Source organism: Allonocardiopsis opalescens (assembly GCF_003002095.1).
Lineage (GTDB): Bacteria > Actinomycetota > Actinomycetes > Streptosporangiales > Streptosporangiaceae > Allonocardiopsis > Allonocardiopsis opalescens.
Genome location: NZ_PVZC01000002.1, coordinates 564,009 through 588,383 on the forward strand (window position 1 = coordinate 564,009; position 24,375 = coordinate 588,383).

Annotated in this window: 19 protein-coding genes and 1 riboswitch; of the genes, 9 read left to right on the top strand and 10 right to left on the bottom strand. The window is 73.4% G+C overall.

Features of this window, described 5'->3' with window-relative positions; translation table 11 throughout:
* Nucleotides 1-5 precede the first annotated feature (5 nt).
* The 3 genes from CLV72_RS09370 to CLV72_RS09380 all read right to left on the bottom strand — a co-directional run bounded on the left by CLV72_RS09370 (nt 6) and on the right by CLV72_RS09380 (nt 3,345).
* Nucleotides 6-1,166 carry an ABC transporter permease gene (locus CLV72_RS09370; protein WP_106243103.1) on the bottom strand — a complete coding sequence of 387 codons (1,161 nt, stop codon included), beginning with the start codon at nt 1,164-1,166 and terminating at the stop codon, nt 6-8.
* A 12-nt stretch (nt 1,167-1,178) separates the two neighbouring features.
* Nucleotides 1,179-2,171, bottom strand: coding sequence for an ABC transporter permease (locus CLV72_RS09375; RefSeq protein WP_106243106.1), 993 nt, complete (start codon nt 2,169-2,171; stop codon nt 1,179-1,181).
* 67 nt (nt 2,172-2,238) lie between these two features.
* A complete protein-coding gene (locus CLV72_RS09380; RefSeq protein ID WP_425428053.1) occupies nt 2,239-3,345 on the bottom strand; it encodes a Gfo/Idh/MocA family protein in 1,107 nt (368 codons plus the stop codon).
* 401 nt (nt 3,346-3,746) lie between these two features.
* Between CLV72_RS09380 and CLV72_RS09385 the strand changes: the two genes are divergently transcribed.
* Nucleotides 3,747-6,188 (top strand): beta-xylosidase/alpha-l-arabinosidase, encoded by a 2,442-nt coding sequence (locus CLV72_RS09385; protein ID WP_211302783.1) that lies wholly within the window; start codon nt 3,747-3,749, stop codon nt 6,186-6,188.
* Between the two features lie 62 nt (nt 6,189-6,250).
* Here CLV72_RS09385 and CLV72_RS09390 read toward each other — a convergent pair whose 3' ends face one another.
* Nucleotides 6,251-7,378, bottom strand: a complete 1,128-nt coding sequence (locus tag CLV72_RS09390) for an endo-1,4-beta-xylanase (RefSeq protein ID WP_281262401.1) — start codon at nt 7,376-7,378, stop codon at nt 6,251-6,253.
* Between the two features lie 270 nt (nt 7,379-7,648).
* On the opposite strand from CLV72_RS09390, the gene CLV72_RS09395 reads away from it, so the two are divergent.
* The 3 genes from CLV72_RS09395 to CLV72_RS09405 all read left to right on the top strand — a co-directional run bounded on the left by CLV72_RS09395 (nt 7,649) and on the right by CLV72_RS09405 (nt 10,564).
* Nucleotides 7,649-8,644 carry a LacI family DNA-binding transcriptional regulator gene (locus CLV72_RS09395; protein WP_245930029.1) on the top strand — a complete coding sequence of 332 codons (996 nt, stop codon included), beginning with the start codon at nt 7,649-7,651 and terminating at the stop codon, nt 8,642-8,644.
* 382 nt (nt 8,645-9,026) lie between these two features.
* A complete protein-coding gene (locus tag CLV72_RS09400) occupies nt 9,027-9,845 on the top strand; it encodes a neutral zinc metallopeptidase (protein WP_106243111.1) in 819 nt (272 codons plus the stop codon).
* Nucleotides 9,846-10,111: 266 nt separating this feature from the next.
* Nucleotides 10,112-10,564 (top strand): hypothetical protein, encoded by a 453-nt coding sequence (locus CLV72_RS09405; protein ID WP_106243114.1) that lies wholly within the window; start codon nt 10,112-10,114, stop codon nt 10,562-10,564.
* Between the two features lie 57 nt (nt 10,565-10,621).
* On the opposite strand, the gene CLV72_RS09410 is transcribed toward CLV72_RS09405, so the two are convergent.
* From CLV72_RS09410 to CLV72_RS09420, 3 genes are all read right to left on the bottom strand, one after another.
* A complete protein-coding gene (locus tag CLV72_RS09410) occupies nt 10,622-11,743 on the bottom strand; it encodes a ribonucleotide-diphosphate reductase subunit beta (protein ID WP_106243117.1) in 1,122 nt (373 codons plus the stop codon).
* 268 nt (nt 11,744-12,011) lie between these two features.
* Nucleotides 12,012-14,516: a ribonucleoside-diphosphate reductase subunit alpha gene (locus tag CLV72_RS09415; protein WP_281262402.1), complete on the bottom strand. Its 2,505-nt coding sequence runs from the start codon at nt 14,514-14,516 to the stop codon at nt 12,012-12,014.
* A 140-nt stretch (nt 14,517-14,656) separates the two neighbouring features.
* A riboswitch (cobalamin riboswitch) is annotated at nt 14,657-14,921 on the bottom strand.
* Between the two features lie 97 nt (nt 14,922-15,018).
* Nucleotides 15,019-15,789: a thioesterase II family protein gene (locus tag CLV72_RS09420; RefSeq protein ID WP_106243121.1), complete on the bottom strand. Its 771-nt coding sequence runs from the start codon at nt 15,787-15,789 to the stop codon at nt 15,019-15,021.
* A gap of 334 nt (nt 15,790-16,123) precedes the next feature.
* On the opposite strand from CLV72_RS09420, the gene CLV72_RS09425 reads away from it, so the two are divergent.
* The 5 genes from CLV72_RS09425 (at nt 16,124) to CLV72_RS09445 (ending at nt 22,299) form a co-directional block, all read left to right on the top strand.
* Nucleotides 16,124-17,209 (top strand): sugar ABC transporter substrate-binding protein, encoded by a 1,086-nt coding sequence (locus CLV72_RS09425; RefSeq protein WP_211302784.1) that lies wholly within the window; start codon nt 16,124-16,126, stop codon nt 17,207-17,209.
* A 128-nt stretch (nt 17,210-17,337) separates the two neighbouring features.
* A complete protein-coding gene (locus CLV72_RS09430; protein ID WP_106243129.1) occupies nt 17,338-18,120 on the top strand; it encodes an ATP-binding cassette domain-containing protein in 783 nt (260 codons plus the stop codon).
* 16 nt (nt 18,121-18,136) lie between these two features.
* The gene (locus CLV72_RS09435; RefSeq protein ID WP_106243132.1) at nt 18,137-19,411 is read left to right on the top strand and encodes a sugar ABC transporter permease; all 1,275 of its coding nucleotides are present in this window, start codon (nt 18,137-18,139) and stop codon (nt 19,409-19,411) included.
* A gap of 2 nt (nt 19,412-19,413) precedes the next feature.
* Entirely contained in the window at nt 19,414-20,697 is a 1,284-nt protein-coding gene (locus CLV72_RS09440) for an ROK family transcriptional regulator (RefSeq protein WP_106243135.1), read from the top strand.
* Nucleotides 20,698-20,946: 249 nt separating this feature from the next.
* Nucleotides 20,947-22,299 (top strand): glycosyltransferase, encoded by a 1,353-nt coding sequence (locus CLV72_RS09445; protein WP_106243137.1) that lies wholly within the window; start codon nt 20,947-20,949, stop codon nt 22,297-22,299.
* Here CLV72_RS09445 and CLV72_RS09450 read toward each other — a convergent pair.
* From CLV72_RS09450 to CLV72_RS09460, 3 genes are all read right to left on the bottom strand, one after another.
* Nucleotides 22,256-22,762 (bottom strand): GNAT family N-acetyltransferase, encoded by a 507-nt coding sequence (locus CLV72_RS09450; protein WP_106243140.1) that lies wholly within the window; start codon nt 22,760-22,762, stop codon nt 22,256-22,258. The two genes, CLV72_RS09445 and CLV72_RS09450, sit on opposite strands and share 44 nt — an antisense overlap.
* Before the next feature lie 64 nt (nt 22,763-22,826).
* Complete coding sequence (locus CLV72_RS09455) at nt 22,827-23,288, bottom strand: PPOX class F420-dependent oxidoreductase (RefSeq protein ID WP_106243143.1); 462 nt, start codon at nt 23,286-23,288, stop codon at nt 22,827-22,829.
* Nucleotides 23,289-23,389: 101 nt separating this feature from the next.
* Nucleotides 23,390-24,313 (bottom strand): oxidoreductase, encoded by a 924-nt coding sequence (locus CLV72_RS09460; RefSeq protein ID WP_106243147.1) that lies wholly within the window; start codon nt 24,311-24,313, stop codon nt 23,390-23,392.
* Nucleotides 24,314-24,375 lie beyond the last annotated feature (62 nt).

Here is a 24,375-nt window from a genome sequence, read left to right on the forward strand (position 1 = left end):
CGCCCTTATCTGTAGGGGTCGGCGGAGTCGCGGACCCCGTCGCCGACGAAGTTGAGCACCAGTACCGCCACCACCACGGCGACGCCGGGGAGCAGCAGCCAGGGCGCGGTGGCGATGGTGCGGATGTTCTGCGACTCCTGGAGCAGCACGCCCCAGCTCACCACCGGCGGTTGCAGGCCGAGCCCGAGGAAGGACAGCGAGGTCTCGGCCAGGATCATGTACGGGATCGCCAGCGTCAGCGAGGCGATGATGTGGCTGCTGAACGAGGGCAGCATGTGGCGCAGGATGATCCGCGGCCTGCTGCACCCGTCCAGGCGCGCCGCTAAGACGAAGTCCTCCTCCCGCAGCGACAGGAAGCGGCCGCGCACCACCCGGGCCAGGTCGGTCCAGCCGATCACCGAGAGGATCACCGTGATCGCGAAGTAGGTCTCCAGCGGCCCCCAGGTGCGCGGCACCGCCGCCGACAGGCCCAGCCAGAGCGGGATCGTCGGGATGGACATCAGGAACTCGATCACCCGCTGGATCGCGGTGTCGGTACGGCCGCCGAAGTAGCCGGAGACGCCGCCGAGCACGATGCCGAACACGAAGGTCAGCGCCACGCCCACCAGGCCGATCGAGAGCGAGATCCGGGTGCCGTAGATGATCCGCGACAGCAGGTCGCGGCCGTTGCGGTCGGCGCCCAGGAAGTACACCCGCTGCTCGGGGTCGGTCGGGCCGATGAAGTGGCGGTCGGAGGGGATGAAGCCCCACATCTCGTAGGGCTCGCCGCGCACGAAGAAGCCCACGTCGATGCGCTGCGACTCGTCCTCCTGGAAGACCCGCGCCAGGGTCTCGGGGTCGCGCACGGAGGTGTAGCCGTGCACGTAGGGGCCGAACCGCGTCCCGCCGCCGGAGGTGTCGACGAAGTGCAGGCCCTGCGGCGGAGCGTAGGTGTGGTCGGCGCTGTAGGAGTCGGGCGTGGTCGGTGCCAGGAACTCGGCGAACACGCCGACCAGCGCGAACAGCAGCACGAACACGGCGCTGACCATCGCCAGGCGGTGCTTGCGGAAGCGCCACCACACCAGCTTCCACTGGGGTGCGACGGCGACGCCGCCGTCGGTGGCGGCCGCCGCCTCGATCGGGGCGGTGCCCGCCGGCTGGTCCGGGGGGAGCTGTCTAACTGCCATCTGCGTGCACCATCACCCTTCCGCGTACCTGATGCGCGGGTCCCACCACGCCAGCAGGAGGTCCGACAGGAGCGTGCCGATCACCGTGAGGGTGGCCAGGATGAGGATGAAGCTGCCGGCCAGGTACATGTCCTGGCTGATCAGCGCCTCCACCAGCAGCGGCCCGGTGGTGTCCAGGCCGATCACGATCGAAACCAGCACCTCGCCCCCGATCAGGGACGGCAGCAGCCAGCCGGCCGTGCTGATGAACGGGCCCAGCGCCATCCGCACCGGGTACTTGAGGATGATCCGCCACTCGGGCAGCCCCTTCGCGCGGGCGGTGGTGACATAGGGCTTGCGCAGCTCGTCCAGCAGGTTGGCGCGCAGCACCCGGATCAGCGAGGCCGTGCCCGCCATGCCGATGATCAGCACCGGCACCCACACGTGCGACAGCAGGTCGAGCACCTTGCCGAGGTTCCAGGCCGCGTCGGCGAACTCCGGGGAGAACAGCCCGCCCACGCTCTGCCCGAAGTAGTTGAACGAGATCCACACGAAGATCAGCGCGAGCAGGAAGTTCGGGGTGGCCAGGCCGAGGAAGCCGATGAAGGTGAAGGCGTAGTCGCCGGCGGAGTGCTGCTTGACGGCGGAGTAGACGCCGATCGGGAAGGCGATCGCCCAGCTGACCAGCAGGGTCGCCACGGCCAGCGCGATGGTCAGCCCGAGCCGGTTCCAGATCAGGTCGGCCACCGGGCGCCGGTACAGGAAGGAGTCGCCGAAGTCGCCCTGCAGCACGATGTGGGAGATCCACTGGTAGTACTGCACGTAGATCGGGTCGTTGAGGCCGTAGCGCTCCCGCAGCGCCTCCACCAGCCGGGTGTCCACCGCGTCGCCGCGCGAGGACAGCTCCGCGATGTAGGTGGACAGAAAGTCGCCCGGCGGCAGCTGGATGATCAGGAAAGTCACCACCGAGATGGCGAACATGGTGGGCACCATGTAGATCAGCCGCCGGATCACGAGCTTGGCCATGCCGGATCCACCCCCTCTCCCCCGGAGGCGCCGGGCCGGCGGGCGGTCCCGCCGGGCGCGCGCAGGCTCACCACCGCGGACCGCTCCCGTCCATCCGGCCGTGGAAGGGCGAGCCGGCGGCCAGGTCGGCGGGGGTGATCGTGCGGCGCTCGAAGGCCGAGGCGTAGATCCCGGCCACCAGCCGCATCGTCCGCGCGCTGTCGGAGGAGGTGACCGGCGGCGGGCGGTGCTCGCCCAGCGCCCGCACCACGTGGGCGAACTGGGCGCGGTGGCCGCTGCTCACCCCCGACTCCCCCGCCTTCCACGCGTTGACGACGGCCTCCTCGCGGCCGGGCGCCGGGGTGACCCGCCAGTCGTCGTCGCCGTAGCCGTACAGGTGGGTCAGCTCGACGGTGGCGTGCTCGAAGTCGATCCGCACGTAGCTCTCCTCGCGCGGCGACAGCACGCTGTTGACCACGCTGGCCACCGCGCCGCTGGCGAAGGTGACGTGCGCCAGCGACAGGTCCTCGGTGTCCATCACCCGCGCCTGCTGCCGGGCCAGCGCCGACACCGAGGTCCACTCGCCGAGCAGCGCGACCAGCAGGTCGATCTGGTGGATGCCGTGCCCCATGGTGGGGCCGCCGCCCTCGGTGTCCCAGCGGCCCCGCCACGGCACGTCGAAGTACTCCTGCTCACGGAACCAGGTGGTGTGGCAGATCGCCACCAGCGGGCGGCCGAGCACCCCGGTGGCCATCACCTCCTGCAGCCGCCGCGCGCCCGAGCCGAAGCGGTGCTGGAAGACGGTGGCGAACCACGGCCCCTCAGCGCCCTCGGCGGCGGCCAGCTCGTCCATCTCGGCCAGGCTCAGCGCCGGCGGCTTCTCCACCAGCGCGGTGGCGCCTGCTCTCAGGCAGGCCAGGGCCTGCTCGCGGTGCAGCCCCGGCGGGGTGCACACGTGCACCAGGTCGGGGCGGGCCTCGCGCAGCATGGTGCCGAGGTCGGTGAAGAGGGCGGGCAGTTCGTGGCGGTCGGCGAAGGCGGCCAGCCGCTCCTCGTCGACGTCGACGCCGGCCACCACCTCGACCTGCCGGCCCAGCGCCCGCAGCGCCTCCACGTGGTAGCGCGCGATGTTCCCGGTGCCGACGATCGCGGCGCGGACCGGGCCCGCCGGGCCCGGCGCACCGCTCACGCTCACCACGACGCCGCCCGGCGGACCGCGCCGCCCCGTTCCGTACCGCCGCTGCTGGCCCTGCTCATCGACCGCCTCCTCGTCACCCGGCCGCGCCGCGGCGGCCGGCCCCAAGTGGTCCGGCCGGCACCGGGCGCGACGCGCACTGCACGCGCTGCAAGCACTGAGTGGAAAGTTTCCGGAAATCAGACCGGCCCGTAGTTTGAGTCCGTACCCTAGGCAGCTCTCGTAAAGGTCGTCAAGGACTTGCCGGAAAGCGTTTTCATAGGCTTTTACACGGGGAGAAACGGACAAGAAGCATGTTGGGCGTCGGGAGTGGACCAACCGGAAGTCTTCCGGTACTACTGTTCCGACAACTCCGTGACATGGCGCCACCGCGCCCCCAGCCGACAGAGGGAACCCCCCGGATGACTGACGCTCCCGAACGGGCCGACACCCCCATGGGCACCATGGCCGGCGGACCCTGGCAGGACCCCTCCCTACCGACGGCCCAGCGGGTGGCCGACCTGATGTCCCGGATGACGCTGCGCGAGAAGGTCCAGCAGCTCATCGGCTTCTGGGCGGCGCCGGCCGCCGAGGGCGAGACCGTCGCGCCCATGCAGGACAGCTTCAGCGCCGACGTGCCCTCGCTCGACCTTGTCTCGGCCGACGGCCTGGGCCACCTCACCCGCGTCTTCGGCACCGCCCCGGTGCGGCCGGCCGAGGGCATCGTGCGGCTGGCCGCGCTGCAGCGCGACATCGCCGCGGCCAACCGCTTCGGCATCCCCGCCATAGCGCACGAGGAGTGCCTGACCGGGCTGGCCGCGCACGCCGCCACCGTCTTCCCCACCCCGCTGGCCTGGGGCGCCACCTTCGACCCCGAGCTGGTCGAGGAGATGTCGAGCGCCATCGCCGCCTCGATGCGCGCCCTGGGCGTGCACCAGGGCCTGGCCCCCGTCCTCGACGTCACCCGCGACTACCGCTGGGGCCGCACCGAGGAGACCATCGGCGAGGACCCCCAGCTGGTGGGCGTGCTCGGCAGCGCCTACGTGCGCGGCCTGGAGCGCGGCGGCATCGTCGCCACCCTCAAGCACTTCGCCGGGTATTCGACCTCGCGGGCCGGGCGCAACCACGCGCCCGCCGCGCTCGGCCCCCGCGAGCTCAACGACGTGATCGTCGAACCCTTCGTGATGGCGCTGCGCACCGGCGGCGCCCGCTCGGTGATGAACTCCTACGCCGACCTCGACGGCGTGCCCGCCGCGGCCGACGAGCGGCTGCTCACCGACCGCCTGCGCGGCGAACTCGGCTTCACCGGCGTGCTCGTCAGCGACTACTACGCGATCTCCTTCCTGGAGACCACCCACGGCGTGGCCGGGTCCCCCGGCGAGGCCGCCGCGCTCGCGCTGCGGGCCGGCATCGACGTCGAGCTGCCCACCGTGCGCTGCTACGGCGAGCCGCTGCTGGAGATGGTGTACTCCGGCGCCGTCCCCGAGGAGCTGGTCGACCGCTCGGTGCACCGGGTGCTCACCCAGAAGTGCGAGCTGGGGCTGCTGGACGCCGACTGGGCCGAGCGGCTGGACCTGCTGGCCGAGGCCGCCGCCTCGGCGGAGGCGCCGATCGACCTGGACTCCCCGGCCAGCCGCGCCGTCGCCCGGCGCCTCGCCGAGCGCTCGGTGGTGCTGGCCGCCAACGACGGCGTGCTCCCGCTCTCCGCCGAGCTGCGCCGGGTCGCGGTCGTCGGCCCGCTCGGCGACGACCCCCTCGGCATGCTCGGCTGCTACACCTTCCCGATCCACGTCGGCCGCCGCCACCCCGAGATGCCGATGGGCGTGGAGATCCCGGGCCTGGCCGAGCGGCTGGCCGCCGAGCTGCCCGGCGCCGAGCTGCGGGTGGAGTTCGGCTGCCCGGTCATCGAGGCGCCCGAGAGCACCGACCGCGAAGAGGTCGACCGCGGCATCGCCGCCGCGGTGGCCGCCGCCCGCGAGGCCGAGGTCTGCGTGCTGGCCGTCGGCGACCGCGCGGGCATGTTCGGCCGCGGCACCTCCGGCGAGGGCTGCGACGCCGAGTCGCTGGAGCTGCCGGGCCGCCAGCGCGAGCTGGCCGAGGCGGTGCTGGCCACCGGCACCCCCACCGTGCTGGTGCTGCTGTCGGGGCGCCCCTACGCGCTGGGCGGGCTCGCCGAGCGCGCCGCCGCCGTGGTGGCCGCGTTCTTCCCCGGCGAGGAGGGCGCCGCGGCCATCGCCGGGGTGCTCACCGGCCGGGTGGAGCCGTCGGGGCGGCTGCCCGTCTCCATTCCGCGCACCCCGGGCAGCCAGCCCGCCACCTACCTGCACGCCCCGCTGGCCGGCCGCTCCGACGTCAGTTCGGTCGACCCCACCCCGCTGTACCCCTTCGGCCACGGCCTGGGCTGGACGAGCTTCGCCTTCACCGATCTCGCCCTGGAGACCGCGTCCGGCGCCGGCGTCCGCGAGCCGGGCGAGTCGGGCGTGGCCGTGCCCACCGACGGCTCGGTCGTGGTGTCGTGCACCGTCACCAACACCGGCGGGCGGGCCGGCGGCGAGCTGGTCCAGCTGTACCTGTCCGACCCGGTCGCCTCCGTGGTCCGCCCGGTGCGCTGGCTGGCGGGCTGGACGCGGGTGCACCTCGAACCGGGCGCCTCGGCCCGGGTGCGCTTCACCGTGCACGCCGACCGCACCTCCTTCACCGACCCGCGCCTGCGCCGGGTGGTGGAGCCGGGCCGCATCGACGTCGCCCTGGGCCGCTCCAGCGGCGAGCTGCCGCTGACCGGCTCCTTCCGGCTGCGCGGCCCGGTCCGCGAGCCGGGGCCCGACCGCGTGCTCGACGTGCCCGTCGAGGTCGTGGCCGGCTGAGAGACGCGCGGTGCGGCCGGCGCCACCCCCTCCTCCGCCGGCCGCACCGCGTCAGCTCCCGCTCAGTCCCGGCCCCGGCCGGAGGCCAGCGCCAGGGTCTCCAGCACCTCCCGGTAGGCGGGCTTGGGGTTGTAGTCCTCGTCCAGCAGGTTGGCCGCGCCCTCCCCCTCGAACCAGTCCGGCACCCACGAGTAGCGGTCGGTGAAGCCCCACACCGTGAAGGAGTCGCAGCGCGGGGTGCGCAGGCACGCGGTCAGCAGGCTGCTGTACCCCTGGGCCTGCGCCTGGAGCTCGACGGTGTCGGCCGGCATCGGGATGCGCACGTCGGCCTCGGTGACCGCGGTGCGCAGGCCGAGCGCGGCGAAGCGCTGGAGGTTGGCGGTCGTGTCGGGCGCGAAGCCGTACTGCACGCCCAGGTGGCCCTGGACGCCGACGCCGTGCACGGGCACGCCCTCGCGGCGCAGCTGCCGGGCCAGCTCGTAGTAGGCGTCGCTCTTGGCGTTGACGCCCTCGATGTTGTAGTCGTTCAGGAAGAGCTGGGCCCGGGGGTCGGCCTGGTGCGCCCAGCGGAAGGCGTCGGCGATGTAGTCGGGGCCGATGGTCTCCAGCCAGATGTTCTGCCGGAGGTTGCCCTCGTCGTCGAAGATCTCGTTGGCCACGTCCCACTGCCAGATCTGGCCGCGGTAGCGGCCGACCACGGTGTGGATGTGCTCGCGCAGGATGGCGCGCAGCTCCTGGCGGCTGAAGTCGCCCTCGGCCAGCCAGGCGGGGTTCTGGTTGTGCCAGACCAGGGTGTGGCCGCGCACCCGCTGGCCGTTGGCGCGGGCGAACTCCACCAGCTCGTCGGCGGCCGCGAAGTCGTAGCGGCCGCGTTCGGGCTGGAGGGTCTCCCACTTCATCACGTTCTCGGCGGTGACCGAGGAGAACTCGGCGCCGACGCGCTCGCGGTAGACGGGGTCGTTCGCCAGCGCCGCCATGTCGACGGCGGTGCCGACGAACAGGCCGCGGGGGGCGGCGTCGCGGAGCACGTCGGGGTCTCCTTCCGGCTGGTGGCGGTCGGCGGGCAGCGGGGCGGCGGCCGGCGCGGCCACGGCGGCGGGGGTCGCGGGGGCGAGCAGCAGGGCGCCGAGGACCAGGGCCGCTCCGGCGCGCCGCACCCCCCGCGTCCGGATCGAAAGCAGGCTTCGCACGGTGAAAGCTCCTTCGGGTCCGGCGACCGAAGCCGGATGGCCGCGGCCGTTCGGGCGAGATTTTCCGGAAGCATTCCGGAAACACAGCAACGGTAGGATCAGTGCTGTGGACCGTCAACACCGGAACGCCTCGAAGCCGCCGGACACGCCGGGGGCTTCGCCGATCCGCGGCTCCCGTAAGAATCTCGGACGTAGACTGGCGATGTTCCGGCCAATCGAGGAGGCTCCGTGACCGACGACACGGACGGCAGTACCGGTCGGGTTGGTCGCGTGACCATCACCACCATCGCCCAGGAGGCGGGGGTCTCACTCCCCACCGTCTCGCGGGTGGTGAACGGCCGGGCCGACGTCGCACCCCAGACCCGCAAGCGCATCGAGGAACTGCTCCAGCGGCACGGCTACCAGCGCCCGGTGCGGCGCCAGGAGGTCCGGGCCAACCTCATCGACCTCGTCTTCAACGACCTCGACAGCCCATGGGCGCTGGAGATCATCCGGGGCGTGGAGGAGGTCGCGCACGGCGCCGGCATCGGCACCGTCATCTCCGCCATCCGCCGCCGCTCCACCGTCGCCCGCCAGTGGCTGGAGAACGTCCGCACCCGCGCGTCCGACGGCGTCATCTTCGTGACCTCCGACCCCGAGCCCCGGATGCACGCCGAGCTGCGCCGGCTGCGCGTGCCCACCGTGGTGGTCGACTCCGCCGGCATCCCCGCGCTCGACGTGCCCACCATCGGCGCCACCAACTGGTCCGGCGGCATGAGCGCCACCGAGCACCTGCTCAGCCTGGGCCACCGCAGGATCGGCGTCATCGGCGGCCACCCCCGGCTGCTGTGCAGCCGCGCCCGCCTCGACGGCTACCGCGCCGCCCTCCAGTCGGCCGGAGTGCCGACCGACGACGCCCTCGTGGTCGAGGGCGACTTCTCGCACGAGTCCGGCTACACCGGCGCGAGCCGCCTCCTCGACCTCGACGACCCGCCCACCGCGATCTTCGCGTGCAGCGACACCATGGCCTTCGGCGTCTACGAGGCGGCGCGGGTGCGCCGCATGCGGGTGCCCGACGACCTCAGCGTGGTCGGCTTCGACGACATCCCCGGCGCCCGCTGGACCTCCCCGCCGCTGACCACCGTCCGCCAGCCCCTGGTCGAGATGGGCCTGCTCGCCGCCCGCACCATGCTCCGCCTGATGGACGGCGAGCAGATCGAGAGCCCCCGGGTGGAACTCGCCACCAACCTCATCCTGCGCCACAGCACGGCCCGGCTGGGCCACTGACGGACGGGCGGTCCCGCCCAGAGGAGCGGGCCTGACGGCTCCCTCCGCCGTACCGGGGCGGGCGGCCCGGACGGGACCGGACTCTCGCCGCCCCGCGAGGGAGGCGGCGGGCTCCACGCGCGGCCGGGCGGCACCCCCGGGAGGCGCGGACGCCGGACCCCGGGCGTCCGCTGCACCGTCCGGCCGGACTGTGCGGGCCGATCCGGACCCAGACCGGCCCGCACCGGGGTCGACGCGGCCTGCGGACCGCCGGTTCCGTGCCTTTCCGGCAGTGGCCAGCAGCGCCGCACCGGGGACGCGGAGCGCTATCGTCCCGGCGTACGAGGCGCGCCGCCCGGGACCGGGCGGCGCCGCCGCCCCCTCTCGCCCCGCAAGGACACCGATGCGCGCAACCGTCCCCGCCCTCGCCGCCGCCGCGACCCTGGCACTCGCCGGCTGCGGCGCCGGCGCCGCCCTGCCGGGCGCCGGCCCGGCCGGGGCCGCCGCCGAGGCCGAGGACCAGGGCTTCGTGATCGTCACCGACCCGCTGGGCAACCCCGGCGACGGTTCCGGCCTGCCCGACCTGGCCGACACCGCGCCGACGGAGGCGAGCGGCGAACCGGTGCCCGGCGCCGGCACCGTTCCGGCCGACGCCGGCGCCGACCCGCAGCAGGAGCTCTTCCACGCCGAGGTGATGTGGATCCACCAGGCCGCCGACCAGTTCTGGCGGCAGAACTTCGAGGCCGGCGGCTACGAGTGGACCCCGATCGAGATGCTCTACGCCTACGAGGGCGAAACCGGCCCCACCTGCGCGGGCGAGCCCTCGGTGCCGGAGAACGCCTACTACTGCATCCCCGAGCACTACATCGCCTATGACGACCCGTGGATGCGCGCCATGTACGACCGCCTCGGCGACGCCGTCGTCTGGGTGATCATCCCGCACGAGTACGGCCACGCCGCCCAGCACCAGCTCTCGCTCAGCGTCCCGTCCGGCCAGCGCACCGAGCAGCAGGCCGACTGCTACGCGGGCGCCTTCCTGGACCACGTCCTGTCCACCGGCATGGCCCAGGCCGAACTCGGCGACGAGGAGGAGATCGCCGCCCTCTTCAGCGAGATCGCCGACCCCGAGGACCAGTGGTGGGACCCGCAGATCCACGGCACCGTCCAGCAGCGCCAGGGCCAGTTCCTGCTCGGCTACAACAGCGGCTGGGAAACCTGCTGATCTTCCAAGCGGATTCTTAGCCCCCGCTCAGGTTTACAGACGGAAGGATGGGTATACGCAGTGCGGGCGGCGGTGGACGACGGGTTCCCCGATTCCCATCGACCGCCCACCAGCCTGGCCCCCACCGCGCTGACCACCACCCGCCCGGGGGCATCCCACCGACCGGCGGCTGCGGACGTGCTCCGAGGCCGCCGGAGGCGTCTCCGCCCCGGCCCGCCGCGCCGATAGGGTCACGGTCACCCGAAGGCACCGGAGAGGACGCGCCGATGACCACCGACCCCACCCTCATCAGGATCGGCGAGGTGGTCCAACTCGCCCACCAGGGCGAACGCGAGTCCGCCCGCCGCCGCTTCGCCGAACTGTGGGACGAGATCGGCGGCGAGCAGGGCGACGCCCTGCACCGCTGCACCCTCGCCCACTCGATGGCCGACGTACAGGACGACGTCCACCAGGAACTGGCCTGGGACCAGCGCGCCCTGGAGGCCGCCGCCCAACTCACCGACGCCCGCGTCGCGTCGGCCGGCGTCGGCCTCACCGTGGCCGGCCTGTACCCGTCCCTGCACCTCAACCTCAGCGAGTGCCACCGCAAACTGGGCGACCTCGACCGCGCCCGCGAGCACCTGCGGCAGGCCCAGGCCACCATCGGCGCCCTCGAAGACGACGACTACGGGCGGCTGATCAGGCAGGGCTTGGAGCGGCAGGTCGAACTGCTGCGCTGACCCGGCGCCGCCGGGGGCGCCGGCCCGCATGGGGCCGGTGCCCGCCGCTGGGAGCGCTCAGTCCCAGTCGAGCCCACCGCCCGTCTGGTACTCGATGACGCGGGTCTCGAAGAAGTTCTTCTCCTTGTTCAGGTCCATCAGCTCCGACATCCACGGGAACGGGTTCTCCGTCTCGCCGTAGATGGGCGCGAGGCCCAGCTGGGCGGCGCGGCGGTTCGCGATCACGTGCATGTAGCGCTCGCACTGCTCGGCGTTGAGGCCGAGCATGCCGTTGGGCATGGTGTCGCGGCCGTAGGCGACCTCCAGTTCGCAGCCCTCGGCGAGCATGCCGCGGACCTCGCGCTGGAAGTCCTCCGTCCACAGGTGGGGGTTCTCGATCCTGATCTGGTTGATCGCGTCGATGCCGAAGTTCAGGTGGATGGACTCGTCGCGCAGGATGTACTGGTACTGCTCGGCCACGCCCACCATCTTGTTGCGGCGGCCCAGGGCGAGGATCTGGGCGAAGCCCGTGTAGAACCACATCCCCTCGAAGACCACGTAGAAGGCGACCAGGTCGCGCAGGAAGGCGCGGTCGGCCTCCGGTGTGCCGGTGCGGAACTCCGGATCCTCCAGGTTGCGGGTGTAGTCCAGCGCCCAGGCCGCCTTGTCGGTGATCGAGGGCACCTCCCGGTACATGTTGAACAGCTCGCCCTCGTCCAGGCCGAGGCTCTCGCAGATGTACTGGAAGGTGTGGGTGTGCACGGCCTCCTCGAATGCCTGGCGCAGCAGGTACTGGCGGCACTCGGGGTTGGTGAGGTGCCGGTAGACCGCGAGGACGATGTTGTTGGCCACCAGCGACTCCGAGGTGGCGAAGAAGCCCAGGTTCCGCTTGATCATCAGCCGCTCGTCGGCGGTGAGCCCGTCGCGCGACTTCCACAGCGCGATGTCGGCCTGCATGCCGACCTCGGTCGGCATCCACTGGTTGCGGCAGCCGGCCAGGTACTTGTCCCAGGCCCACCGGTACTTCAGCGGCAGCAGCTGGTTCACGTCGGCCCTGGCGTTGATCATCGCCTTGTCGCCGACCTCCACCCGCCCGGCCCCGCGCTCGATCGCCTCCAGCCCCGTGGTCCCGGAACCCGTGCCCCCGGGAGCGGCCGCGGCCGCCGCCGTATCCGTGCCGAAGGTCTCCGTGCCGCTCATCGCCCACCCTCTCGTCGAGTTGTCCACAGCCGGCCGCCGCCGGTCCGAGTTGTCCACAGCCCCGCCCCACCACCTGGCGCGGGGCCTTGCGATTCGGGAAGAATTGAAGGGAGGGTGGCCCCCTGGGCGGGCGGGGCATCAACTCCCGGCTTCCCGGTCCGGGCCGACGGAGCGGACAGAGCGGACAGTGCGGACAGAGCCCACTGAGCCGCCCGCGCCACCCCCGCCCGCGCCTCCCGGGGCGCGAGGCCGCCCGGCGCCGACCGCCTCACTGGCACGCCTCGCAGTCGGGGTCCTCGATCGAGCAGGCCGCACCGGACGGCTCCGGCGCCGGCGCCGCGGCCGGCTGCTCCACCGCCACCGCGTTCAGCCGTCCGTCGGTGCCGCGCAGCGTGCTCTTCTCCACGTGGGTGGCCCCCTGGGACCGCAGGTAGTACGTGGTCTTCAGCCCGGCCCGCCACGCCCCGCGGTACAGCTCGTCCAGCTTTCGCCCGCTCGGCGCGGCCACGTACAGGTTCAGCGACTGCGCCTGGTCCAGCCACTTCTGCCGCCGCGAGGCGGCGGCCACCAGCCAGGACGGGTCGATCTCGAAGGCCGTCGCGTACAGCGCCTTCAGGTCCGCGGGCACCCGACCGATCGGCCCGAGGCTGCCGTCGTGCAACTTCAGGTCCGCCACCATGGCCGCGTCCCACAGGCCGCGCTCCTTGAGGTCGGCGACCAGGTACGGGTTGACCACGGTGAAGTCGCCCGACATGTTCGACTTCACGTACAGGTTCCGGTACAGCGGCTCGATCGACTGCCCCACCCCGCAGATGTTGGAGATCGTCGCCGTGGGCGCGATCGCCATCACATTGGAGTTGCGCATGCCGACGGTGCGCACCCGCTCCCGCAGCCCCGACCAGTCCAGGCGCGCCCCCGCGTCCATCTCCAGCTCGCCCCCGCGCGCCTCGCGCAGCAGCTCCACCGAGTCGATCGGCAGCACGCCCCGGCTCCACAGCGAGCCCGCGAAGCTGGCGTAGCGCCCGCGCTCGGCCGCCAGCTCCACCGACGCCTCGATCGCGTGGTAGGAGATCCGCTCCATGCTCGCGTCCGCGAACTCCACCGCCGCCTGCGAGGCGTACGGCAGCCGCAGCCGGAACAGCGCGTCGGCGAAGCCCATCAGCCCGAGCCCGATCGGCCGGTGCCGCAGGTTGGACCGCTCGGCCTCGGGGATCGTGTAGAAGTTCACGTCGATGACGTTGTCCAGCATCCGCACGGCGGTGCGCACGGTGCGCCGCAGCCGCTCGGTGTCGAGCGCGCCGTCCACCACGTGCCTGGCCAGGTTCACCGAGCCCAGGTTGCAGACCGCCACCTCGTCCGCCGAGGTGTTGAGGGTGATCTCGGTGCACAGGTTCGACGAGTGCACCACCCCGGTGTGCCGCTGCGGCGAGCGCAGGTTGCACGGGTCCTTGAAGGTGATCCACGGGTGCCCGGTCTCGAACAGCATGGTCAGCATCCGCCGCCAGAGCTCCACCGCGCGCACCCGCCGGTGGACGCGGATCTCCCCCGCCTCGGCCGCCCGCTCGTAGGACTCGTACCGCTCGGCGAAGTCCGCCCCGTACAGCTCGTGCAGGTCCGGCACCTCGTCCGGCGAGAACAGCGTCCAGTGCGCGTCGGCCTCCACCCGCCGCATGAACAGGTCGGGCACCCAGTTGGCGGTGTTCATGTCGTGCGTCCGCCGCCGCTCGTCCCCGGTGTTCTTGCGCAGGTCCAGGAACTCCTCGACATCGATGTGCCAGGTCTCCAGGTAGGCGCAGACGGCGCCGCGCCGGCGGCCGCCTTGGTTCACCGCCACCGCCGTGTCGTTGGCGATCTTGAGGAAGGGGACGACGCCCTGGGACTTGCCGTTGGTGCCCTTGATGTGGGCGCCCATGCCGCGGATGGGCGTCCAGTCGTTGCCGAGGCCGCCCGAGTACTTCGACAGCAGGGCGTTGTTCTGGATGCCGTGGAAGATCGACGCCAGGTCGTCCTGGACGGTGGTCAGGAAGCACGACGACAGCTGGGCGCGGCGGGTGCCGGCGTTGAACAGGGTCGGGGTGGAGCACATGAAGTCGAAGGACGACAGCAGCTCGTAGAACTCGGCCGCGCGGGCCTCGCGGTCGTCCTCGCGCAGGGCCAGGCCCATGGCGACGCGCATCAGGAAGGCTTGGGGCAGTTCGTAGCGGACGCCGTCGCTGTGCAGGAAGTAGCGGTCGTAGAGGGTCTGCAGGCCGAGGAAGGTGAAGGACAGGTCGCGCTCGGGGCGCAGCGCGGCGGCGACGCGGTCCAGGTCGAAGGCGGCCAGTTCGGGGTCGAGCTGCTCCAGTTCGATGCCGCGCCGCACGTAGGCGGCGAAGTAGGCCGGGTAGCGCTCGGCCATCTCGGCCTGGGCGGCCTGGTCGAAGCCGCCGTGCACGAAGCCCAGCGCCTCCCGCCGCAGCTTGTCCAGCAGCAGCCGCGCGCTGACCTGGGAGTACTCGGGTTCGACCTCCACGAGGGTGCGGGCGGCCATCACCAGGGCCAGTTCCAGCTCGTCGACGCGCACGCCGTCGTAGAGGTCGCGCAGCACCGCGTCGAGCACCCGCCGGGGTTCGACGGCGTCCAGCCCGGCGCAGGCCTCGCCGATCACCAGGGCGAGCCGGTCGGTGTCCAGCGGCATGAGGCCGCCGTCGGGCCGCCGTACCGAGATCCCCGGCACCGCGCTCGGCGCGGCGGCGCTCTCGGTTCGGTGGCGCACGTCTTCGGTGATGGTCACTGCTGCTCCTCGTCGCTTCGGACCCCGTGGTCCGGGCTCGCGAGAAGGCGCAGCGGCGGCACAAGACGGAGCGCGGCGGCCCGCACGGCCGCCGTCGCCGCCCGTGAGCCCACCCGCGAGGCTCCGGAACGCGCACGCCGGAGGCGTGCGCGCCGGTGGCAGGTCTTCGGACTCGCGGGCGTCCGGGCGGGGGCCCGGCGGATCTACTGACCGTCGCTTCCCGGACGCAGGCGTCCAGTGCTGTCCGGGGCGCGGCCGCGCCGGCGGTTTCGCACCGTCGGGCGGGCCGGCTCCGGGACGGTGGTCGTTCCCGCTCACCGCTGCGGGGCAGTCCCGGATTCGCACCGGGTTCCCTCTTCGCCACCGGCCCGTGGGGGCCGGTGGACCACCAGCAGGGCACAGCCTACATCTTGTGGCGGTCTTGTCGAGCTGCCCAACATGATGTGGCGCGTCGCGTTCTCTTTCTCACTCTGGCCACTCTGGTGCCGGACGCGCCGGCGCCTCAGCCGCCCAGGCGGCCGTCCCCTACGGCGAGCAGCCGCTCGGCCACCAGCTCCACCACCCGCTCGCGGTGCTCGTTGAGGAAGAAGTGGCCGCCGGCGAAGGTGTGCAGTTCGAACGGGCCGGTGGTGTGGGCGGCCCAGGCCGCCGCCTCCTCGGGCTCCACCCGCGGGTCGCGGTCGCCGGTGAGCGCGACGACCGGGCAGTCCAGCGGCTCCGCCGGACGGTACACGTGGGTCTCGACGGCCGTGTAGTCGGCCCGTACGACGGGCAGCACCAGCCGCCGCAGCGCGGGGTCGGCCAGCAGTTCGGGCTCGACCCCGCCGAGCCGGCCCAGCTCGGCCACCAGGCCGTCGTCGTCCAACTCCCGCACCGCCTCGTCCTCGCGCCACCGCGAGGGCGCGCGCCGCCCGGAGACGAAGAGGGCGGCCGGCGGCGCACCGGAGCGGCGCAGCCGGTCGGCGACCTCGAAGGCCAGCAGGGCGCCCATGCTGTGCCCGAACAGGGCGAGCGGCCGGTCGGTCCAGGCCAGCAGCACCGCGTGCAGGCCGTCGGCCAGCTCGGCCAGGTCGGGTACCAGCGGCTCGGCGCGGCGGTCCTGGCGGCCGGGGTACTGCACGGCGAGCGCCTCGATCCGCTCGGGCAGCGCCGCGGACACCGGGTGGTAGTAGGAGGCGGAGCCGCCGGCGTGCGGCAGGCAGGCCAGCCGGAACTCGGCGCCCGGGCGCGGGTGGAAGCGGCGGGTCCACCGGTCCGCGGCGGCTGCGGGCATGGGTCTGCGTCCTCTCGTAGCGGTGCCGGCCGTGGCGCGGCCGCCGCCTGCGGCCCGGCGCTCGGCCCGCCCCCATTCCCTCACGGCGGGCGGCGCCGCGCCACTGCCCGTTGGAGCACCCCGCGCAGCCGCGGCCGCGGCCGCCGCTCACCGGCCGCTACCAGCGCGAACACACGGCAAGCGATGTTAAACAGAGATGACAGTCACATTACGGAACCGCATCGACAGGGGGCACTTATCTGGACCAAGTTCTCATTAAGGAATAAGTTGCCCGGAACAACAAAGGGCGGCCGGGCGCCCCAGGCACCGGGCGAACCAGGTGAGGAGTTCCGAAGTGCGTCGAAGCTACGTGGGAATGGCGGCCGCGGCCGCGACCGCGGCACTGACCCTCGCCGCCTGCGGCGGGGGTGCCCAGCCGGAGGGCGAAGGCGAGGGCGGCGGCGCCGCCACCGGCGGCGTCGGGGTCATCCTGCCCGACACGGTCTCGTCGGTGCGGTGGGAGCAGTTCGACCGCCCCTACCTGGAGGACGCCTTCGAGGCGGCCGGCATCGAGTACGACATCCAGAACGCCGAGGGCGACGCCCAGCGGATGCAGACCATCGCCGACCAGATGATCACCAGCGGCATCAGTGTGCTCGCACTGGTGAACCTGGACTCCGACTCCGCGGCCACCATCCAGCAGAGCGCCGAGCAGGCCGGCGTCCAGACCATCGACTACGACCGCCTCACCCTGGGCGGCAGCGCCGAGTACTACGTCTCCTTCGACAATGTCGTGGTCGGCGAGGAGCAGGGCCGCGGCCTGCAGCAGTGCCTCGGCGAGGGCGACGCCAACATCGTGTACCTCAACGGCGCCCCCACCGACAACAACGCCACCCTGTTCTCCCAGGGCGCCCACTCCGTGCTGGACGCGGTGGAGAACTACGAGGTCGTGGCCGAGCAGGCCGTGCCCGAGTGGGACAACCAGCAGGCCGCCACCATCTTCGACCAGATGTGGACCGAGGAGGGCGGCGAGATCGACGGCGTGGTCGCCGCCAACGACGGCCTCGCCAACGCGGTGATCTCGGTGCTGGAGCGCAACGGCGCCGCGGGCGACGTGCCCGTCACCGGCCAGGACGCCACCGTCGAGGGCCTGCAGCACATCCTCGCCGGCGACCAGTGCATGACCGTCTACAAGCCGGCGCACCTGGAGGCGCAGGCCCTGGCCGACCTGGTGATCGCGCTGCTGAACGGCGAGGAGGCCGAGACCACCACCACGGTCCGCGACGAGACCGGCGGCCGCGACGTGCCCGCCGTGCTGCTCGACCCGATCGCGATCTTCCAGGACAACGTGAGCCAGGTCGTCGACGACGGCGTCGTCTCCGCCGAGGAGCTGTGCGAGGGCGAGTTCGCCGAGCCCTGCGCCGACGCCGGCATCGAGTAACCGGACCCGGGACGCGCGGTCCTGGCCGCCGCCGGCCGCGCGTCCCGCAACCAGCGCCGGTCCGCGGGCCCACTCCCCTCCTCGGGTCCGCGGACCGGTCAGGAACCCAGAGCAGATTGGGGCTTGGTGTGGCCTCCCCTGAACAGCCCGTGCTGGAACTGCACGGCGTCAACAAGAGCTTCGGCGCGGTGCACGTGCTGCACGACGTCGACCTGGCCGTCTATCCGGGCCAGGTGACCGCACTGGTCGGCGACAACGGCGCGGGCAAGTCGACCCTGATCAAGTGCATCGCCGGCATCCACGCCGCCGACAGCGGCCAGATCCGCTTCAACGGCTCCCCGGTGAGCATCGGCAGCCCGCGCGACGCCGCCCAGCTGGGCATCGAGATCGTCTACCAGGACCTCGCGCTCGCCGACAACCTCGACGTCACCCAGAACATGTTCCTGGGCCGTGAGATCACCTCCGGCCCGGTGCTGGACGAGGCGACGATGGAGCGCAAGGCCCGCGAGACGCTGACCCGGCTGTCGGTGCGCACGCTGTCGTCGGTGCGCCAGCTGGTGGCGAGCCTGTCCGGCGGCCAGCGGCAGACCGTCGCCATCGCCAAGGCGGTGCTGTGGGACTCCAAGGTGGTCATCCTGGACGAGCCCACCGCCGCGCTCGGCGTCGCGCAGACCCGCCAGGTGCTCGACCTGGTCCGGCGGCTGGCCGAGACGGGCCACGGCGTCATCCTGGTCTCGCACAACATGAACGACGTCCTGGAGGTGGCCGACCGCATCGCCGTGCTGTACCTGGGCCGGATCGCGGCCGAGGTCGAGGCGGCCGAGGTCACCCAGAACCAGGTCGTGGAGCTGATCACCTCCGGCCGCTCCGGCGAGCTGGGCCTGGCCGCGCACAACGGCGCGAACCTCTGAGGGGGAAGTACCACCGATGACGACCCAGTCCCCCGCCGCCGAGGCGCCCGCCGAGCGCGGGCAGTTCTCGGCCGACGTGCGCGAGCACACCGCCGCATCCGCGATCCAGGACTACCTGGTCAAGATCCGGTCCGGCGACCTCGGCGCGCTGCCGGCCGTCCTGGGCCTGGTCGCGCTGTTCATCCTGTTCAGCGCGCTGCGGCCGGAGACCTTCCCCTCGCCGCTGAACATGGCCAACCTGCTGCTGCAGGCCATGTCGATCACCCTGCTGGCCCTCGGGCTGGTCTTCGTGCTGCTGATCGGCGAGATCGACCTGTCGGCCGGCGTGGCCAGCGGCGCCTCGGCGGCGGTGATGGCGACGGCGCTCGCCGACGCCGGGCTGCCCTGGTTCGCGGCGGCGGCCGGCGCCATCCTGACCGGTGTCGTCATCGGGGCCGCCATCGGCGCGATGGTGGTGCTGGTGGGCATCCCGTCCTTCGTGGTCAGCCTCGCCTTCTTCCTCGGCCTGCAGGGCATCACCCTGTGGCTGATCGGCCAGGGCGGGTCCATCCCGGTCCGCGACGAGGTCATCTCCGCGGTGGCCAACGAGAACCTGCCGTTGGCGGCCGGCTGGGTGCTGTGCGCGCTGTGCGTGCTCGCCTACGCGGGCGCCGTCCTGTACGGCTGGTCGCGCAAGCGGGCCGGCGGGCTGGCCCGCGACCCGCTCCCGGTGGTCATCGGGAAGGCCGTCGCGGTCGGCCTGCTCATCATCGGCGCCACCGCCCTGCTCAGCGTCGACCGGGCGCCGTCCCCGACGGTGTTCCTGGGCGGCGTCCCGGTCGGTGTGCCGGTCGTGCTGGCCTTCCTGCTGGCCGCCGGCTTCGTGCTCACCCGCACCCGCTTCGGCCGGCACATCTACGCGGTGGGCGGCAATGCCGAGGCGGCCCGGCGGGCCGGCATCAACGTGGCGCGGGTCCGGTTCACCATGTTCGTCATCTGCTCGGGCCTGGCCGCGGTCAGCGGGATCGTCGCGGCCGCCCGCATCGGCTCGGTGGCGCCCGACGCGGGCGGCGGCAACACCCTGCTGTACGCGGTGGGCGCGGCCGTCATCGGCGGCGTCAGCCTGTTCGGCGGCCGCGGCCGGGTGGTGGCCGCGCTGCTGGGCGGCCTGGTCATCTCCGTGATCGCCAACGGCCTCGGCCTGATCGGGCTGCCGGCCTTCGCCAACTTCCTGATCACCGGCGGCGTGCTGCTGGTGGCGGCCAGCGTGGACGCGCTCGCCCGGAGGCGCCGGCAGGCGGCTGGTCGCTGACGATGCCGTCGCCGCGGCCTCCACGGGGCTCCACCCAGGACGACGTACGCCGCCACAACCTCTCGCTGATCCTGCGGGAACTGCACCGCCACGGCCCGCGCTCGCGTGCGGAGCTGACCGCGCGGATGGGCCTGAACCGCAGCACGATCGGCGCGCTGGTGGCCGAGCTGGCGGCGGCCGGGCTGGTGTACGAGCGCCGCCCCCGCCCCGGCGAGGGCGGCGCCGGGGACCGGGCGGTGCCCGGCGGGCCGGTGCCCCCGGCGCCGCGCGACGGCGCCCGCCGCCGGGCGGGCCGCCCCTCGCTGACGGTCACCCCGCACAGCGAGACGGTGTACGTCATCGCGGTGAACCTGGGCGTGCGGCGGCTGCACGTGGCGCTGGTCGGCCTGGGCGGCGCGGTGCTGGCCAGGCGGCGGCTCGACGACCAGTTCGGGCCGGGCGACCCCGGCAGCGCCGTGGCGGCGATCGTGCGGACCTGCCGCGAGCTGATGGCCGGCACGCCGCCGGACGCCCGCTGCCTGGGCATGGGGGTCGCGGTGCCGGCCGTGCTGCGCGAGCGCGACGGCTTCGTGCGCTTCGCGCCGAACCTCGGCTGGAAGGACGTGCCGCTGGGCGCGCCGCTGTCGCAGGCGCTGGGCATGCCGGTCGCCGTCGGGAACGAGGCGAACCTCGGGGTGATCGCCGAGCACCTGCGCGGCCGCGCCGTCGGCTTCGCGCACGTGATCTTCATGTACGGCGAGGTGGGCGTCGGCGGCGGCGTGATCGTCGGCGACCGGCTGCTGGGCGGCAGCGGCGGCTACGCGGGCGAGATCGGGCACATCGTGGTGAACCCGCAAGGGCGGGTCTGCCGCTGCGGCACCCGGGGCTGCCTGGAGACCGAGCTGGGCGCCGACGCGGTGCTGCGCGCGGTCGGCGCCGGCCAGGACGCCGACCCGCAGGACGTCAGCACCCTGTTCGACGGCCGCGAACTGCCCGGTCTCGACTCACTCAGCCGCTGGCTGGGTATCGGGGTGGGCATGCTGGTGAACATCTTCAACCCCGACATCGTGGTGCTGGGCGGCCACCTGGGGCCGATGTTCGAGGCGGGCGCCGCCCAGGTGCGGGCCGAGGTGGCGCGCCGCTCGCTGCGCGCGCCCTGGGAGCAGGTGCGGATCGTGCCCTCCCGGCTCGGCAACGACGCGCTGCTCGGCGGTGCGGCCGAACTCGCCTTCGCGCCGCTGCTGCACGATCCGCTCGGGGTGGTGCAGCAGGGGTCCCGCGCGGCGCAGGCGCGGGTGGAATGGTAAAGGCGCGGGGCGACGAAACGGGCGATAGCGTGGCGTGACGCCCGGCTGCCCGGCGGCGTCCGTTCCGGTACGCTCGCCATACGTACGGGACCAGCCGGTCACCGTCCGCTCCTCGGGCGGCCCGCCGCACGGCTCGTGTCGCGAGGACGACCAACCGAACACCGAGACGTCCGGACCGGGGGTCCGCGCACCGGCGGCGCGCGCCCGGGCCCGTCCCGGCGCCTTTCCGGACCCGGCAGGATAGAGACCGTGGCCAAAACGATCACGCTGATCGCCGTCGGTACGCGCGGCGACACCCAGCCCTACGTGGCGCTCGGCCGCGCGCTGACGGCGCGCGGCTACCTGGTCCGGCTGGCCGCGAACAAGAGCTACGCGGGCCTGGTCACCGGCGCGGGCCTGGAGCACATCCCGCTCGGCGTCGACCCCCAGCTGCTGCTGTCGGGGCCGGAGGGCCAGGAGCTGCTGAGCAAGGGCCACCGCCCGCTGCGCTTCCTGCGCGGGCTGAAGAAGCTGGTCGCCCCGGTCATCGACGACTACTTCGCCGAGCTGGAGGCGGCCGGCGAGGGCGCCGACGCGGTCGTCTACTCCACCATGGGCTTCATGGGCTCCTGCGCGGCCGAGCGCGACGGCCGTCCCACCCTGCACGCCCAGCTCCAGCCGATGGAGCCCACCCGCGAGTTCCCGGTGTTCGGCGGGGAGCGGTCCTTCGGCAAGCTCGGCAACCGCCTCAGCTACACCGCCTTCGAGCAGGTCGCCTGGCACCTCGCCCGCGAGGCCACCAACCGGGGCCGCTCGGAGCGGATCGGGCTCGACCCCATCGGGCGGCGCGGCGCCTTCCACTACCTGCGCGACGCCGAGGTGCCGGTGCTGGCCGCGTTCAGCCCCACCCTGGTGCCCAGACCCATGGGCTGGAAGCGCCACGTCCACATCACCGGCTTCTGGTTCCACGACGCGCCCGACGACTACCGGCCCTCCCCCGAGCTGGCCGCCTTCCTCGCCGCCGGCCCGCCGCCGGTCTACGTCGGCTTCGGCAGCATGGTCCCGCCCGAGGGCATGGCCGAGACGGTCCGCGAGGGCGTCCGCCGGGCCGGGGTGCGCGCGATCATCCTGGGCGACCCGCGCGAGCAGCCCTCCGACGACCAGTTCCACGTCGTCTCCGACGTGCCGCACAACTGGCTGTTCCCCCGGGTGGCCGCGGTGGTGCACCACGGCGGGGCCGGTACCACCGCCGCCGGGCTGCGGGCGGGGGCGCCCACCATCATCTGCCCGTTCATCTCCGACCAGCCCTTCTGGGGGGCGCGGGTGCACGCCATCGGGGCGGGTCCGGCTCCGCTGCTGGCCAGGAAGCTCACCGCCGAGGACCTCGGCGAGGCGATCCGCGCCGCCGTCGCCGACCCCGCGATGCGCGAGAGCGCCGCCGCGGCGGGTCGGATGATCAAGGCCGAGCGCGGTGCCGACGTCGCGGCCGACGTGATCGAGGACACCATGGGCGCCGGCTCCGGCTGGGGTCCGCCGTCCGCACCGGCCAAGCGGCCGCGGCGCGTGCGCCGGATCAGGATCAGGCGCCCCCGGCTCCGCTCGCTCTCGCTGCGCCGCTCCTGAGCCCGGCGGGCGGTGGCTCCTCCTCGAAGCGGAGCTCCTTCTCGAAGCACAGGCTGAGCGGGTTGCCGGCGTACATGCCATAGGCCGGGATCGGCCGGTAGCCCGAACGGGTGTAGAGCCCCACGGCCTCCGGCTGGCGGGTGCCGGCCTCCAGCCGCAGCAGCTCGTGGCCGGCGGCGCGGGCGGCGTCCTCCAGCGCGGCCAGCAGCAGCCGGGAGATGCCCTCGCCGCGCCGGTCGGGCCGCACGTACATGCGCTTCAGCTCGGCGGTGCGCTCGTCCAGGCGCTGGACGGCGCCGCAGCCGACGGCCTCGCCGCCGTCGACGGCCACCAGGAAGCGGGCGGCGGGGTCGAGCGGGAAGTGGCCGTCCTCGTCGCCGTAGCGCTCGGCCAGCTCGGCCTGCTGGGCGGCGACCAGCCGGGACAGCTCGGGGTCGGCGGGCTCGCGGGTTTCGATGACCACCTGGCGAAAACTACCCGACCGCGCGTTTCGGCGGTGTTTCCACGCGGGGCGGCCGCCGCGCTGCTCAGCCGAGCCGGGCCGGGAAGCCGCCGGTGGCGATCGGCCCCCAGCGGTTCGGGGTGACCCGCAGCAGCGACTTGCCCTGGCGGAGCATGGCGGCGCGGTACTCGTCCCAGTCGGGGTGCTCCCCGGCGATGGAGCGGAAGTACTCCACCAGCGGCTCCACCGCCTCGGGCACGTCGAGCACCTCGGCCGTGCCGTCGACCTGCACCCAGGGGCCGTCGAAGTCGTCGGAGAGCACGACCACCGATACCTCGGGCCGGCTGCGCGCGTTGCGGGCCTTGGCGCGCTCGGGGTAGGTGGACACCACGATGCGCCCCTCGCCGTCGAGCCCGCAGGTGACCGGCGAGGCCTGCGGCCCTCCGTCGGCACGGCGGGTGATCAGCAGGGCGTGGTGGCGGGGGCGGACGAACTCCAGCAGTTCGTCGCGGCCGACGGTCTGGTTGGTGGCGATTCTGGGACTCACCCGCCCAGTCTAGGACCGCGCCCCCGCTCGTCCCCGAGCCGACACGGCGCCGCCCGCCGCGCTCTCTGCCGCGCCGGCGGCACCGGGCCTGAGGCGGCCGCTCAGTCCCAGCTGTAGCCGACCCCGGTGAGCCGTTCCGACAGCTCCCACAGGGCGCGGCCGGTCTCGGGGTCGTCGGCGCCCCGGGGCAGCGGGACGCGGGTGGGCGCGCCACGGGACTCGCCGGCGCCGCCGGGGCCGATGAAGGCGCCGCCGGGCACGGTGGGGTCGGTGGCGGCGTACAGGGAGGGCAGCGCGGCGCGCTCCGGGCTGTGGCCGAGGACGGGTTCGAGCGCGGTGCGGGTCAGCCAGCGGACGAGGCTGGAGCCGTGCCGCTGGATGCCGGTGTCGCTGGTGCCGGGGTGCGCGGCCATCGCGTGCAGGTCGGTGCCTGCGGCCCGCCGGTCCAGTTCCTCGGTGAAGACGACATTGGCGAACTTCGACAGCGCGTAGGCCCGCATCGGCCGGTAGCCGCCCTCGCTGTTGACGTCGGCGAGCGCGGCGGAGCGCCAGCGCGAGGCCATCGCGCTGACGGTGACCACCCGGGCTGCCTCGGCCTTGAGCAGCGCGGGCAGCAGCCGGCCGGTGAGCGCGAAGTGGCCGAGGTGGTTGGTGCCGAAGGTCAGCTCGAAGCCGTCGGCGGTGGTGCGCCGCTCCGGCACGGCCATCACCCCGGCGTTGTTGACCAGCAGGTCCAGCGGGCGGCCCGCGGTGAGCACCTGCTCGGCGGCGCGCTCGACCGAGGAGAGGTCGGCCAGGTCGAGCACGAGGTGTTCCAGGTCCGCGCCCGGCGCGCGCCGCGCGATGCCGGCGGCGGCCCGGTCGAGCGCCTCGGGCTTGCGGCCGGCCAGCAGCACGGTGGCGCCCGCGCGGGCCAGCCCGAGCGCTGTCTCCAGGCCGATCCCCCCGGCCGCGCCGGTGACCAGCGCCAGCCGGCCGTGCTGCGGCGGGATGTCGGCCGCGCTCCACCCGTTTCGTCCGGACATCGCCCACTCCTGACTGAATGTTCATTCAATAACTCCGTCCAGCGAAGCAGCCGGGACACCGA